Source organism: Pseudaminobacter salicylatoxidans (genome assembly GCF_003148475.1).
GTDB classification, from domain to species: domain Bacteria; phylum Pseudomonadota; class Alphaproteobacteria; order Rhizobiales; family Rhizobiaceae; genus Pseudaminobacter; species Pseudaminobacter salicylatoxidans.
Window position 1 is genome coordinate 78,311 of the sequence record NZ_QGGG01000010.1, and the last position, 14,547, is coordinate 92,857.

A 14,547-nucleotide genomic window follows, 5' to 3' on the forward strand; every position below is an offset into this window, starting at 1 on the left:
GCCGATCCTTTCGACTGCCGCGTGAGCGATCCGGGCGCATCACTGGTCCACCGGCTTGGGGTTGGGATCGTTGGTGGGTTGGACGGTGTTGTCGATCTTGACCGGCACGCCGTTACGCAGTTTCACCTGCCCGGCTGTCACCACCGTCTCACCCTCTTTCACGCCGTTGAGCACGGCGACCTGATCGCCGCGCGTGGCACCGGTGGTCACGAATGTCTGCCGCGCCACCAGTTGCGGCTGACCGTTGGCGTCCTTGCCCTTGTCGTCCACGATGTAGACGATGTTTCCATAGGAATTGTAGGCAATCGCGGTCTGCGGCAGTGTGATGAACTTCTGTGGCGCGGCCACCTCGATATCCACGGTCGCGAACATGCCGGGCAGCAACAACTTGTCCTTGTTCTGCACATTGGCGCGGATCTGGACATTTCTGGTGGCGAGATCGACCTGCGAATTGATGGCCGCAACCTGCCCCGGAAAGGTCTTGTCAGGGAACGTATCGACCCTGACCATGACAGCCTGGCCGACCTTGACCTGCGCCAGCGCCTGCTGCGGAACATAGAAATCGACATAGATCGGGTCGAGTTGCTGGAGGCTGACAATGGCTGTGCCGGCGGCGAGATATTGCCCGACATCGACCTGCCTGATGCCAAGCCGTCCATCGAACGGAGCCGCTATGGACTTGTAATCGACCAGTGCCTGCTGCTGCTCGACCAGTGCCTGCGCATTGAGGTAGTTGCCCCTGTCGGTATCGACCACCTCCTTGCTCACCGTGTCCGTCCTGGCAAGCTTGGTGTCGCGATCCAGGTTGATCTTGGCCAGCGCCGCCGTCGCTTTCAGCGCGTCGAGATGGGCAATGTCGTCGCTTGCCTCCAGTTCCAGAAGCAGGTCGCCTTTTTTCACATCCGCGCCGGATTTGAAATGCACGCCCGAAACGGTGCCTGCGACCTGTCCGCTGATGCTTGCCCCGTTGACCGCGCGCACATTGCCCACGGCCTCAAGCTTGGGCTGCCATTCCTGCAATCCCGCAGTCATGGTCGATATGGTCTGCGGCGGATTCGACAGCGTGGCGATGTATTTGCGGATCATCGACGACCGGAACGCCTCGAAACCGAAAATACCGCCCAGAACCAGCCCTGTCAGGACAAGCATGACAATCATGCGCTTCAGCATCAGACGCGCCTTCCGGGGAACGCACGAGTGCTATTTGCAAGAACAGGTGCCTCGCGTCACCTTCCGCAACCGCAGCGGTCGAACCGGATCGCTCGGAGAGCGGCGGCTTTGCAGCGACACAGGCACATTTTCGGCAATAGCTAGGGGCCGGAGTGGCGGCGGCCAGTCACCTTCTTGATAACAAAGCGTGATCGAAGCATTGTCGCTGGACGCCTACGTAATCCCGGCATAGCCGAGCGGCACAAGTTCGGGTAAAATTTCCGCATTAGGAAGAAAGCATCAAGGATACTGTGCAAGTCACATTTGAGACCCAAGCGCTGAGACTTCCGAAGTAATCCGTTTAACAACGCAGGGCGCAACGCTGGATAGCGTTCGCAACGCACATAGGGAGCGTGGACCGATGGCAACCAACGAATCCAGGCGATACCAGGCGACAATGACGGCACTCCGCGGCATCGTGATGATCGCCGCAGGGCTACTCGCCTTCCTCTATCCCGCCGAAGCGGTAAAATTCGTGTTGCTGGCCGGCGGCGGCCTGCTTCTGGTCGATGGCGCTCTCGGGCTGGCGTCCGGCGAGACGTGGGCATCCCGCAATGCCGGGGGCCAACTGGTGCTGATCCGCAATCTCTGCTGCATCGTTGCAGGGGTGATCGTGCTGGCCAGCGGCCTGCTTACCAATGTCTTCAGCCTGTCCTTCCTGGCCACTTGTGTCGGCCTGCTGGCGCTCGTTGCCGGGCTCGTCGAGATCGTATCGAGCCTAATTGACCGGGATCGCTATGCAAGCCCGTTGCCGGCCATGGTCAGCGGCGGCCTCTATGCCATTTTCGGCCTTGCACTGTTGTTCATGCCACTGTCGAGCGCGGCGACGTTGATGCGCATCGTCACGGCCTTGCTCATTCTCTATGCGCTCAGCCTGCTCTACCGCGCCTGGCGGATTCGAACCACGGCCTGAGCCGGGCGGAAACCGAGGTGGGTGACGGCATGAGACCCCTCATCGACCCGCGGTTCGGCGACATAGAAGACGACGCCTCCAGTACGAAGAAGCGGTCGCTTGCGTCGATTGCCGGCAGCATGTTGATCGAGATCAGCCTGCTGAAACTGGCGATAGCGTGGCTCCTCCTGCTGATCCTGCCCGGATTGTTCCTCGGGCTGTTTCCCATCGCGGCCGCCGCCTGGTTCCAGACGCTATCGGATCGTGTATTCGAACCGCTCGACGGCGTTGTGCCCCTGCTGATCCTTCTATTGGTGCTTGCCGTCGGCTGGTATGGCGGCAGGGCCTTCCTGCGGCTTGCCGAACACAGCTTCTGGGCGCTGACTTCGATCGTCGTCCAGCCCGGCTACGGGGCCTGTCGCGAAGGGCTGCGGCACCTGGCGGAACGTCTGCTGCCTGCCGGCGCATCACAAATGACACGCGTGCGATGGCGCGCCGGTGCCGCTGCCATCGCGGGCATTCTCGTGTCGCTGCTCGCATTGCTTCTGCTTTATGCGGTGTGGCCGTCGACCCATGTGTTCGGCGCCTTGCAGGAAGTCGGCTCGATCGAGCAACTGGCGCGCGTCGCGCTCGCCAACAGCGTGGCGGTGATCTGCGTTTATCTGGCGGCCGGAGCACTGACCTGGGCATTTGCCGACACCACCATGTCGCAGCCGCGCGACCTCGAAAGCTTCGATACCGCCCCGGCCGATGCCCGGCGGTGGCGGATCGTTCACCTCTCCGACATCCATATCGTCGGGGAGCCTTATGGTTTCCGCATCGAAAGCGGCCGCGCCGGGCCGCGCGGCAACGACCGTCTGCGCAGCCTTTTCGTGAGGCTCGAAGAGATCGACCGCGCCGCGCGGCTCGACCACATATTGATCACCGGCGACATCACCGATGCCGGGCGGATGGCCGAATGGACCGAATTCTTCACGATCATGGAGGCGCATCCCACCCTTGCCGACAGGGTGCTCATCATTCCCGGCAATCACGACCTCAACATCGTGGATCGCGCCAACCCGGCGCGCATGGACCTGCCTACCAGCCCCAATCCGCGCCTGAGGCAGTTGCGCATGCTGTCCGGCATGGAATGGGTACAAGGCACACGCGTCCGGGTCGTGGATCACGAAGGCAGAACGCTGGGCGCAAGCCTGGCCACCGCGCTCGAAGCCTGGCGCCCGGCCATCGAACGTTTCGCCGATGCCGCCCGGCCGAGATTCTCACGCCGGCTGTCCACACTCTGGAGCGAGATATTTCCGATGATCCTGCCTCCGGACGGAGCAAGCGGCCTTGGCCTCGTACTGTTCAATTCCAATGCCGACACGCATTTTTCCTTCACCAACGCACTTGGCCTGGTTTCGGCCGAGCAGGTGCGCGCATTCGAGCATGTGGCAAAAAACTACCCGCAGGCGCGCTGGCTGGTGCTGCTGCATCACCATGCCATCGAATATCCTCACGCGACCAAAGCGCTGTCGGAACGCATCGGCACCGCCCTCATCAACGGGAACTGGTTCCTGCGCCGGCTGAAGCCTTTTGCCGGACGCGCCGTGCTGATGCACGGACACCGGCATATCGACTGGATCGGGCAGTGCGAGGGCCTGCTGATCGTCTCGGCCCCGTCGCCCGTCATGGAGGCGACTGACGACATGCCGACCGCCTTCTACATCCACACCATCGCCGCAACTGGCGACGGCAGCCTCAAGCTGCTGCGGCCCGAGCGCATAGAACTTGCAGGAGTGCCCCGCCCCGATGAGCCGTAACCGGTGTCACGGAACCAGCACCGCCGCTCCGCTGAAGCGGCCGGCACGCAGATCCGCCAGAGCAAGGTTGGCCTGGTCGAGCGGATAGGTCGTTGTGTGGGTGCGAACGCCCGCCTCCGTTGCAACGGGGAAGAATTCTCGCCCATCCTGCCGCGTCAGATTGGCGACGGAAACCAGTTCTCGCTCCTCCCAAAGAAGCGAATAGGGCATGGCCGGGATATCGCTCATATGAATGCCGCCGCAAACCACACATCCTCCCTTGCGGACAGCACGCAAAGCCTGTGGCACCAGCCCACCCACCGGAGCGAAGATGATGGCCGCGTCAAGCGGTTCGGGCGGCAGCGTCCCGGAACCGCCTGCCCAGACTGCGCCGAGGTCGCGCGCGAAACGCTGCGCCTCCCTGTCGCCCGCCCGGGTGAACGCATAGACCTCACGGCCCCGCCACACGCATATCTGCGCGATGATGTGCGCTGCCGCACCAAAGCCATAGAGTCCGATCCTGCGTCCCGAACCCGCCCGTTTCAGTGAGCGCCAGCCGATCAGTCCGGCGCACAGCAATGGCGCCAGCGAGACCGGATCGGCCTCCATGTCGAGATCGAATGTGAAATCACCGTCCGCCAAAACGTGCGTGGCAAAGCCGCCATCGCGCGTGTAGCCGGTGAATTGCGGTGCGTCGCAGAGATTTTCCGCGTCGTTGCGGCAATAGCCGCACACGCCACAGGCATGCCCCAGCCACGGCACACCCACGCGGCGACCGACACGCGCCGGATCGACGCCCTCTCCCACCGCATCGACAAGCCCCACGATCTCGTGCCCCGGCACGAGCGGCAATTTGGGATCAGGCAGATCGCCATCCACGACATGAAGATCAGTGCGGCAAACGGCACAGGCTTCAACCACCAGACGAATCTCGCCCGGCCCCGGTAATGGATCGGGGCGTTCGGTGAACACCAGCGGCTTGCCGACCGCTTCCAACACCATCGCCTGCATGGCTTCGCCTTTGATCGCCATTCGCAGCCGATAACAGTGGAGACTGCCAGCAGTTCCACCTCTGGCCCGCCCGGCGCAAATGCGGCTCCACGGCTGAACGAAACCCGAGCGATGGGACAATTTTGCCACGCCTTTGAAAACAAGCCGGTTTTCGTCAACCTTGAAATTGTCCTATGACGGGTGCCATTGCCAATTTCGTTTCCCGTCGAACGGACGTCGCCGTGCATTCCGAGACCCCGACCGCCATCGCCTACAGACGACTGCGCATCCAACTTCGCGAAACATGGCGGTTTCTCACCGCGCGCGGCATCACCATCGTGCTGCTTGCCTGTGTCGTGGGCGTGATCGCCGGCGCGCTCGCCACCGTCCTGGGTTCCATCGTGCAATTCATGCATTGGGTGCTTTTCGGCCTGCCTGCCGGAGCACGGCTTTCAGCGATGTTCTCGCTGTCCAGCCCCTGGCAGGCGCTGGTGCCGGCCGCCGGCGGCGCGGTCCTCGGCCTGAGCGTCATATATCTCAAGCTGCGCCGCTACCGCACACCGGTGGATCCTATCGAAGCCAATGCGCTCTATGGCGGCCGGCTGTCCATGACCGATACGTTCATCGTCGCCGGCCAGACCATGGTGTCGAGCGGCTTCGGCGCATCCGTCGGCCTCGAGGCCGCCTACACGCAGACCGGCTCGGGCATCGCTTCATGGATCGCGCAGAAATTCGGGCTGCGGCGCGGCGACGTGCGCATATTGGTGGGTTGCGGCGCGGCAGGCGCCATCGCGGCCGCTTTCGGCGCACCGCTTACCGGCGCGTTCTATGGGTTCGAGCTTATCATCGGCGTTTATTCGATCGCCAATATCGCGCCCGTGATGGCTGCGGCGATCTGCGCGTCACTGACCGCCAGCTATATGGGCGGGGTGCAGTTTCCGATCGATCTGGGCCAGCTTCCGCCAATGACAGCGGCGCAATATGTACCCTTCATCATCCTGGGCCTGCTGGCCGGTGGCGTTTCCATAGGCATCATGCGGCTGGTGACGCTGGTGGAACGGTTCTTCATCAAGGCCCGTATCATGCCCTGGCTTCGTCCGGCAATCGGCGGCCTGATCGTCGGGATGCTCGCGTTGCTGACGCCGCAGGTGCTATCGAGCGGCCATGGCGGTCTGCACCGGGAACTGGCCATGAATTACGGCCTCGCCGTCATCGTCCAGATATTCCTGCTCAAGCTGCTGGCCTCTGCCGTGTCGCTCGGCTCAGGCTTTCGCGGCGGCCTGTTTTTCGCCTCGCTCTTCCTCGGGGCGCTGCTGGGCAAGATATTCGCCGCCGGAATGGCCGTGCTTTCACCGGAAATCGGCATCGACCCGCTGGTCTCGGCAATGGTTGGCATGACATCGCTGGCCGTGGGTGTGATCGGCGGGCCGCTGACCATGACCTTCCTGGCGCTGGAATCCAGCGGCAATCTCGCGCTCACCGGCGTGGTGCTTGCGGCGGCGATCGTCTCGTCGTTGCTTGTGCGCGAAACCTTCGGCTTCTCCTTCTCGACCTGGCGTTTCCATCTGCGCGGCGAGACGATCCGCGGCGCGCAGGACATCGGCTGGATGCGCAACCTAACCGTCGGCAGCATGATGCGCGAGGACGTGCGCACCGTTCCGGGCGACATGACGGTGGCCGATTTCCGCACAGCGGTGCCACTGGGCTCCACCCAGCGCGTCATCGCGGTCGATCCCGACAAGAAATATCTGGGCATGATCATCGTCGCCGAAATCCATGCCCAACCGCCCTCCGCCGATGTGAACCATGAGCCCGTCGTCGATTTCGCCAGGCACCGCGACACGGTTCTGGTGCCGACCATGAACGTGAAAGCCGCGGCCGAAACGTGCGCGCGCGCAGGCGGCGAGGAACTGGCGGTGGTGCAGGATTTCGTCGGGCGCAAGGTGATCGCCCTGCTCACCGAAGGCCACATGCTGCGCCGCTATGCCGAGGAACTCGACAAGGTGCGTCGCGACATCGCCGGCGAACGATAGACACCCTCACGGGACCCTCCGCCCGCCTCCCCCGGCGATCCTCGGAAACGTTGAAGGCACCACCGCTCACCACCCGAAGCCAGCAGCGCAAACGCCCGCCTCTTCAGCCGAAGAGACGGGCGGTAAAAACTGATCGGCATGCCGCGATCAGTTGCAGCGCGCCTCATAGGTGCGCGGATTGCCGTAACGGTCATAAAGCGGGCGTCCACGGCGGTCATATTGCTGGTAGACGCACATCCCCGGCGTGGTGGCTACACCCAGCGCGGCTCCCGCCACGCCGCCGATCAGCGCACCGGCCACGGTGCTGCCGGTATTGCCGCCGATGGCCTGTCCGGCCAAGGCTCCCACGCCGGCGCCGACGGCGCCGCCACCCAAGGCGCGCTCCTGCGGCGTGTTGCAACCGGCAAGGGCAAGCGTGCCGAGCGCCAGAACCGCAGCCAGAGACAAGCGTTTGTTCATCGAAGACCTCTCCTGTTATCGATGCGGCGTTAATATCATATCGCACACTCAACGTCACCGGGAACTGAGGCCACGACGCAACCGGGACGCTACCGGCGGGATTTTTGCGGGACGACCCTCCCGCTGCCGCCGATCAGCCACATATTCCCGCTAACGCGATTTTCGAAGCCCATGTCAGAACTCATCTCGCCAACATTGCTCCATCAGCTGATGCATACCTACGGTTTGTGGGCGCTGTTTGCCGTGGTAACCGCAGAAAGCATGGGCGTTCCCATGCCCGGCGAGACCGCGCTGGTTTCGGCGGCTCTCTATGCCGGCGCCACACACGGCATGGAACTGGTCGATGTCATCGCGGTGGCCGCCGCAGGGGCGATAATCGGCGACAATATCGGCTATCTGGTCGGCCACACGGTCGGGCTGAAAATGCTTACCAGATATGGACGCTATGTGCGTCTTGACGAAGGCAGGCTGCGGATTGGCCAATATCTGTTTCTGAAACATGGCGGCAAGATCGTCTTCTTCGGCCGCTTCGTTGCATTCCTGCGCATATTCGCCGCCGTGCTTGCCGGCGCCAACCGCATGAGTTGGTCCCATTTCCTGGCCATGAACGCAGCCGGCGGCATCTGCTGGGCGGTCCTGTTTGGAGGTGGCGCCTATTTCTTCGGCGAGCGCGTCAGGGCAGTCGCCGGGCCGGCAAGCGCGCTTGCCCTCGTCGCGACGCTCCTGTTCGTGGTCGCCGGGCTGGTGTTCATACGCCGCAATGAACAGGAACTCGTCGCGCGTGCCAAAGCAGGCATTTCAAACCGGAGCTGAACCGCGGACGGCGCTCAAGCCACCTGCTTCATGCGTTGACGCCGCCGCTTCGGCTTTAACGAACTGGCGCCGATGAGCCGGCCCAGACCGCCGGAGATCAGGGCATTCAGGTCGAGCAACACCTGCGGTATGCTGAGCCCGCCCGGGCAGGCCAGATATTGAGGCGTCCACACTGGCGAGAACTTCTGCTTGAAGGCACGCAATCCCTCGAAATGATAGAAGTCGTCACCGTGGCGAAAGACGAAAGTCGCCATGCGGTTCCAGCGCGACGCCAGCGCGTGATCGGCAAGTCCCGACAAGGGCGCCGCGCCGAGATTGAACCAGCGATAGCCCTGCTCCTTGCCATAGAGCAGCAGTTGCACGAACAGCGCATCCATGAGCACTTTCGAAGCGCCCGGGAGATAGCGCATCAGGTCGACGGATATTTCGTTCATGCCGCCGCTGCGCCAGATGTTGGCAAAGGCCACGATCCGATTTCCGTGCCGGCTGTCGCGCATGACAGCGCAATCGAAATGCGCCAGATAGGCCGGATCGAAACGACCGAGCGAAAAACCCTTTTCGCTGCCGCCCTTCTCCCGCAGCCATGCGTCCGAAACCTGCCTCAATTCTTCCACGATCGCGGGGACGTCCTTGCGCGCGACGACCTCGAAGATCAGCCCCTCCTTGGCGGCGCGGCGTTCGGCATAGCGGTGCTCCTGGTTTTTTGGGCCTTCCAGCGAAAAATCCTCAAGCTTTACGCGCGCCACCTCGCCGAGTTTCAGCAGCGCATATCCCATGTCGAGATAAACTGGCAGGTTGTCCGGGCGCACCGCATAGAAAACGGCCCGCATGGCCTCATGGTCGGCCATGTCGCGAAATTGCCAGATGAGGTCCTCGACCTGCTCCGGATCGCCGACCGGGTCGCCCATCGAAACCAGCGAGCGGCCCGACCGAGCATACATCAGAAAGGCTGATCCATCCGGCGACCAGAGAAATTCCTTGTCGCCGAGGAAAGCAATGTTGGTCTGGGTGTCGGGTGAGTGGGCGATGACCGCCGCGATTGCGTCTGATTCGGGCTTGCCGGCCTGCTTCGACTTCGGCGGGGGCCGGTATATGAGTGTCGCCACGCCGAGCGCAGCAGCCGCCACCACGAGACCCACCATGGCCCGCAGGAAACGCGACGCTCCGCCCTCCCAGGCGAACTCCCAGAACAGCTCGTTGGAATATTCGACGTGGGAATACGAGAAGAAGCCGAGCCAGATCGTGGCGACCAGCACCAGCGTCACCAGCCCCAGCCACTCCCAGGAAAGGCTGGAGATGCGTTGTGGCACACGGCGATAGAACGCCCTTCGCGAGAGCAGCAGAAACACGGCCGCGAGCGCCAATGTCAGCGCCTCTTCCCAATCCAAGCCCTTGGCGATCGAAAACACCGCTCCGGCCATCAGCATTCCCACCGCCACAGCCCATGCCGAGAACAGCCGCCGCTGAAGACCATGAGCGATCACCAGCAGGGCCAGGCCGACAAGGCTACCCAGGAAGTGCGAGGTTTCCACCAGAGGCAGCGGCAACCAGTGTTCCAGCGTTTCCAACCGGCCCGGCAAGCCGGGCGTGGCACCCGAGAACAGCAGGATGACGCCGGAGATGAACACCACGGTGGCGGCCACCAGCGGCACCATGGCCTTGATCGTCCTTGTGGGGCCGACGAAGCGGGCGGCCAGCTTGCCGCGTATCATGCCGGCTTCGGCAGCCGCCAGCATCACCACGGCAATGAAGAAGGGCAGGAAATAGTAGATCAGCCGATAGGCCAGCAGCGATGCGAGTATGTCGGCCCGCCCCTGCAAGCCTAACCCCGCGATCAGGGTGGCCTCGAACACGCCAATGCCGCCGGGCACGTGGCTGATCGAGCCCAGAATGACGGCGCTCATATAGACGGTCAGGAAGAGGGCCGGGCCGGCTTGCGCATCGGCCGGCAAAAGCACGAAAAGCACGCCCGACGAGGCGACCAGATCGATCACGCCCACCACAAGCTGCAGCACCAGCATGCCGCGCGGCGGCAGCGGGAAGCGCCAGCTCAGCAGCCGCAATTCACGCCCCTGCGGGCCAGCGTAGAAGAACAGCGCCACCAGCGTGGCAATGATGGCGAAACCGATGACGCGATCCGCCGAGGCGTGCATGATACGCAGCAGCGACACGCCTTCAGGATCGAACAGCAAGGCCAGCCCCACCACCGCGGTGAAGGCCAGCCACAGGCCGACCCAGCTCAGCAACACCACCTGGCCGATTTCGCCGGCATCCAGCCCGCTGCGCGAATAGGTACGAAACCGCACCACGCCGCCCGTGAACAGATGAAAGCCGAGGAAATTGGAGAAGGCATAGCCGCTCATGCCCGACAGCGCCGCGTTGTGCCACGGCACCTTGCCGGGCGCGGCGATGCGACAGGCGACAATGTCGTAGCTGGCCAGAGCGCAATAGCTGACGAAGGTGGCAAGCAGTGCAATGGCGATGCTCGAGCGCGACATCATGCCCAGCGCGTCCTTGATGTCCGCCAGCCGCAACCCCGCCGTCATCCGGTGAAAGAGCCACAACGCAACCACTGTCACCACTATGGCGACGACCGGCCCCGAATAGGCGCGCAAACGCTGATACAGGCGCGCTTTTCCGACAATAGGCTCACTCATGGATGAACGCCGGCCTCCAGATGTTGACGGTCTCGATGGACTAGCACATATACGAATCCACTCCACGCCGGGTTTTCACAGCGAACGGCGACCTTAAGCAAGTCTCTCGCGGCTTTTTGACGGCAATCCGTCCATGCGCACGAAAAACCCATCCGGACATTTAGGCCCGGATGGGTCGGTTTCGAGCTGAAATGCGTCAGGCGCGGCCGAAAGGAATCGCCACGAAAGTCTGGGTTCCGCCGCGATCGACCAGCAGCAGCACCGACTTTTTTCCGGACTTCGCCGCTTCGGCAACGGCCCGGCTAGCTTCTCTAGCGTTGTGAACCGGCACCTGATTGACGGAAAGAATCACGTCACCTTCCCGCATGCCCTGCTCGCCGCCGGCCTTGTCGGGATTGACGTTCACCACCACCGCCCCCTTCTCGCCAGTGGAGAGGTTCAGCGCCTCACGCACCTGGCGGTCGATGTCACCAAGCGACAGCCCGAGCGAGGGCACGTTGTAGCTGCCGTCCGGTGTCTGGCTTGGGCTGCTTTGCGTCTCCGCCGTCTTTTCGTCATTGTCATTGTTGCCGACGGAAATCGAGACATCCATGCTTTTGCCGTCGCGCCAGATCGTCATCTTTTCCTTCGTACCGGGGCTGACATCGGCCACCGCGCGCGACAAATCCTTCGGATCCTTGATCTCATGGCCGCCGAATCCGGTGACGATGTCACCCGTCTTCAGCCCAGCTTCAGCCGCCGGGGAGCCATCGGTGACATTGGCAATGAGCGCACCCGACGACGTGCTGAGGCCCAGTGCATTGGCAACATCCGGCGTCACCGGCTGGATCTGTACGCCGATGAAGCCATGCTCGATCGAGCCGCTCGTGATGAGCTTGGCAACCACCGGCTCGGCCTGATCGGATGGAATGGCGAAACCCACGCCCACATTGCCGCCATTGGGCGAATAGATGGCCGAGTTGATGCCCACGACTTTGCCTTCCATGTCGACCAGCGGGCCGCCGGAATTGCCGTGGTTGATGGCGGCATCGACCTGGATAAAGTCATCATAAGGACCCGAATGCAGGTCGCGGCCACGCGCCGACACGATGCCGGCCGTCACTGTCGTGCCGATGCCGAAGGGGTTGCCGATCGCCAGCACCTGATCACCCGTCTGCAGCTTGTCGGAATCGCCCCATTGGATCGTCGGCAACGGCTTGTCACTCTTGACGCGGATAACAGCCAGATCGGTCTTGGCGTCGCGCCCGACAAGCGTTCCGGTCAGTTCCGTACCATCATCGAGTATGACCTTGATCTCGGAGGCGCCCTCGACGACATGGTTGTTGGTGACGATGAGGCCGCTGGGATCAACGATGAAACCGGAGCCCAGTGCTTCAGCTTCCTGGCTCTTCGGCTGCGGTTGCGGGATCGGCATGCCGCGCTGACCGAAGAACTGGCGGAAATATTCGTCGAAAGGCGAACCGCGCTCGAACGGCGAGCCGCCATTGTTATCCGACGAGGCCACCTGCATCTTGCTCATGATGGTGACTACGGCAGGCTTGTCGGCAGTGACGATGGGAGCGAAAGACTTACCTGGCGTGACGATGCTTGCGACTGGGGAAAGCGTTGCCTGGGCATCCGCCCGCAAGACGGGCGACAGCAGGAGCGGGGTTACGATCAATGCCGCGCCCAACAGGGCAACGACGCGGTGCTTGCGAAGGATTGAGGAGGACATTTTTCTGGTCCCTACTGTGGTTGATCGTGCCGTGGCGCGTTCCGCCGGAACTGCCCTTCCAGCGTCGCGGAAGCCGTCAGTGCGCTTCCGCTCTTCGCTCGCCACGGATCATTCGATGCCATTCTAGGTAGGGCGTGAAGTCGCCATATTTAGAGCTTTTCGGCACATTACAAAGATTTAATCGCGGGACCCTCAATTGCGGAAGGTAAAGTTCGCAAGGGGCCGCGCTCTACAACCAAGGCACCAGGGATTACTTGAAACTATGCTTCGCGTCGCTTGCGAAAGACGGTCGGCGGCATGGCATAAATGACCAACCGGCGCTGCCGATCCCGGGATTACCGAAAATCAATAGACGACAGCGGCCGCCGCATCTGCCGGATGCGGCGGCCGCATGGGATTGACATCAAATGCGACGCCTCAGACGCCGATCGGCATATGCTCGGCCGAGCGGGTCACGGCGCGCGGCGCGGTGATCTCCTTCCACTTCGACAGTGCCTGGTTGACCGCCGGGAACGGGCGACGCTTGACGAACTTGCCGCGCCCCGGCTGCGGCTGGTCATTCTGGCCATGCGACCACACGACATCGCCACGCGACAGCGTGTAACGCGGCATGCCGTTGACCCTGATACCCTCGAAAACATTGTAGTCGATGATGGATTTCTGGTTGCCGGCCGAAATCGTCTTGGATAGTTTCGGATCCCATACCACCAGATCGGCATCCGAACCCGGCAGGATCGCTCCCTTCTGCGGATAGATATTGAGGATGCGGGCGATGTTGGTGGAGGTAACGGCCACGAACTCGTTCATCGTCAGCCTGCCGGTTTCCACGCCACGCGTCCACAACACCGGCATGCGATCCTCAAGCCCGCCGGTGCCGTTGGGAATCTTGCGGAAATCATCGAGGCCGAGCGTCTTCTGCTCGCTGGTGAAGGCGGCATGGTCGGTCGCGACCACTTGCAAGGAACCGGCGGCGAGGCCAGCCCAGAGGCTGTCCTGATGGTTTTTGTCGCGGAACGGAGGCGACATGACGCGGCGGGCGGCATGCATCCAGTCGGGGTTCTGATATTCGCTTTCATCGAGCGTCAGATGCTGGATCAGCGGTTCGCCGAAGACGCGCATGCCCTTCTGTCGCGCACGCCGGATGGCCTCGTGGCTCTGCTCGCACGAGACATGCACGATATAGACCGGCACGCCGGCGGCATCGGCGATCATGATGGCGCGGTTGGTGGCCTCACCCTCGACCTCCGGCGGACGCGAATAGGCGTGCGCCTCGGGGCCAGGAATGCCCGCGTCGATATATTTCTGCTGCAAGGCCGCGACGATGTCGCCGTTTTCGGCATGGACCAGTGGCAGCGCGCCAAGCGCGGCACAACGCTGGAACGAGGCGAACATCTCATCGTCGTTCACCATCAGCGAGCCCTTGTAGGCCATGAAGTGCTTGAAGGTGTTGATGCCGTGATCGACCACCTTGCCCATATCGTGGAATATCTGCTCGGACCAGTCGGTGACCGCCATGTGGTAGGAGTAGTCGGACGATGCTTGCCGCGTGGCTCTGCCCTCCCATTCTTCCAGAGCCGCCAGCATGCCGTCGGGTCCGGGAATAACGAAATCCACCACCATGGTGGTGCCGCCCGACAGGGCGGCGAAGGTGCCGCTTTCCCAGGTTTCGGCTGCCGTGGTGCCCATGAACGGCATTTCGAGATGCGTGTGCGGGTCGATGCCGCCGGGCATGATATAGGCATCGCTGGCATCGATCACGGTGTCGCCGGACAGGTTCTGCCCGATCGCGGCGATGCGCTCACCCTCGATCAGGATGTCGGCCTCATAGGTTCGATCCGCGGCGACGACGGTGCCGCCCTTGATCACTTTCGACATGGTGGACTCCTTCCTCATTCAACCCCTTGCGCAGTCTTCGGCCTCGGCCAAGCTGCGCTTTTTGTTCAACGTGGCCTGCTTTGCCGCTTGGGCGACAGCCCCGAAACCGGGCAATTGATTGGGC

General features: G+C 62.7%; 10 protein-coding genes. 4 read left to right on the plus strand and 6 right to left on the minus strand.

Translation table 11 applies throughout. The annotated features are described in order from the left end of the window. Positions 1–39 precede the first annotated feature (39 nt). A complete protein-coding gene (locus C7441_RS14835) occupies positions 40–1,170 on the minus strand; it encodes an efflux RND transporter periplasmic adaptor subunit (RefSeq protein WP_019172984.1) in 1,131 nt (376 codons plus the stop codon). A gap of 436 nt (positions 1,171–1,606) precedes the next feature. On the opposite strand from C7441_RS14835, the gene C7441_RS14840 reads away from it, so the two are divergent. Next, a complete protein-coding gene (locus tag C7441_RS14840; protein ID WP_019172983.1) occupies positions 1,607–2,122 on the plus strand; it encodes a DUF308 domain-containing protein in 516 nt (171 codons plus the stop codon). A 29-nt stretch (positions 2,123–2,151) separates the two neighbouring features. Continuing rightward, positions 2,152–3,903, plus strand: a complete 1,752-nt coding sequence (locus C7441_RS14845) for a metallophosphoesterase family protein (RefSeq protein WP_109613630.1) — start codon at positions 2,152–2,154, stop codon at positions 3,901–3,903. 6 nt (positions 3,904–3,909) lie between these two features. On the opposite strand, the gene C7441_RS14850 is transcribed toward C7441_RS14845, so the two are convergent. Next, positions 3,910–4,893 (minus strand): zinc-dependent alcohol dehydrogenase family protein, encoded by a 984-nt coding sequence (locus C7441_RS14850; protein ID WP_109613631.1) that lies wholly within the window; start codon positions 4,891–4,893, stop codon positions 3,910–3,912. Between the two features lie 173 nt (positions 4,894–5,066). On the opposite strand from C7441_RS14850, the gene C7441_RS14855 reads away from it, so the two are divergent. Then, positions 5,067–6,905, plus strand: a complete 1,839-nt coding sequence (locus tag C7441_RS14855) for a chloride channel protein (RefSeq protein WP_109613558.1) — start codon at positions 5,067–5,069, stop codon at positions 6,903–6,905. Between the two features lie 147 nt (positions 6,906–7,052). Here the strand turns inward: C7441_RS14855 and C7441_RS14860 are convergent, their stop codons facing one another. After that, positions 7,053–7,364, minus strand: a complete 312-nt coding sequence (locus C7441_RS14860; protein WP_019172979.1) for a hypothetical protein — start codon at positions 7,362–7,364, stop codon at positions 7,053–7,055. Between the two features lie 210 nt (positions 7,365–7,574). On the opposite strand from C7441_RS14860, the gene C7441_RS14865 reads away from it, so the two are divergent. After that, a complete protein-coding gene (locus C7441_RS14865) occupies positions 7,575–8,177 on the plus strand; it encodes a DedA family protein (protein ID WP_244916164.1) in 603 nt (200 codons plus the stop codon). A gap of 14 nt (positions 8,178–8,191) precedes the next feature. On the opposite strand, the gene mprF is transcribed toward C7441_RS14865, so the two are convergent. The 3 genes from mprF to hydA all read right to left on the minus strand — a co-directional run bounded on the left by mprF (position 8,192) and on the right by hydA (position 14,423). Then, positions 8,192–10,834, minus strand: coding sequence for a bifunctional lysylphosphatidylglycerol flippase/synthetase MprF (gene mprF / locus C7441_RS14870; RefSeq protein ID WP_109613560.1), 2,643 nt, complete (start codon positions 10,832–10,834; stop codon positions 8,192–8,194). 196 nt (positions 10,835–11,030) lie between these two features. Further along, positions 11,031–12,548: a DegQ family serine endoprotease gene (locus tag C7441_RS14875; protein ID WP_109613561.1), complete on the minus strand. Its 1,518-nt coding sequence runs from the start codon at positions 12,546–12,548 to the stop codon at positions 11,031–11,033. 417 nt (positions 12,549–12,965) lie between these two features. Continuing rightward, positions 12,966–14,423 (minus strand): dihydropyrimidinase, encoded by a 1,458-nt coding sequence (gene hydA / locus C7441_RS14880; RefSeq protein WP_109613562.1) that lies wholly within the window; start codon positions 14,421–14,423, stop codon positions 12,966–12,968. Positions 14,424–14,547 lie beyond the last annotated feature (124 nt).

Coding starts and splice junctions, on each gene's coding strand:
- C7441_RS14835 (WP_019172984.1), bottom strand. CDS start 1,170: ATGCTGAAGCGCATGATTGTCATGCTTGTCCTGACAGGGCTGGTTCTG.
- C7441_RS14840 (WP_019172983.1), top strand. CDS start 1,607: ATGACGGCACTCCGCGGCATCGTGATGATCGCCGCAGGGCTACTCGCC.
- C7441_RS14845 (WP_109613630.1), top strand. CDS start 2,152: ATGAGACCCCTCATCGACCCGCGGTTCGGCGACATAGAAGACGACGCC.
- C7441_RS14850 (WP_109613631.1), bottom strand. CDS start 4,893: ATGCAGGCGATGGTGTTGGAAGCGGTCGGCAAGCCGCTGGTGTTCACC.
- C7441_RS14855 (WP_109613558.1), top strand. CDS start 5,067: ATGACGGGTGCCATTGCCAATTTCGTTTCCCGTCGAACGGACGTCGCC.
- C7441_RS14860 (WP_019172979.1), bottom strand. CDS start 7,364: ATGAACAAACGCTTGTCTCTGGCTGCGGTTCTGGCGCTCGGCACGCTT.
- C7441_RS14865 (WP_244916164.1), top strand. CDS start 7,575: ATGCATACCTACGGTTTGTGGGCGCTGTTTGCCGTGGTAACCGCAGAA.
- mprF (WP_109613560.1), bottom strand. CDS start 10,834: ATGAGTGAGCCTATTGTCGGAAAAGCGCGCCTGTATCAGCGTTTGCGC.
- C7441_RS14875 (WP_109613561.1), bottom strand. CDS start 12,548: ATGTCCTCCTCAATCCTTCGCAAGCACCGCGTCGTTGCCCTGTTGGGC.
- hydA (WP_109613562.1), bottom strand. CDS start 14,423: ATGTCGAAAGTGATCAAGGGCGGCACCGTCGTCGCCGCGGATCGAACC.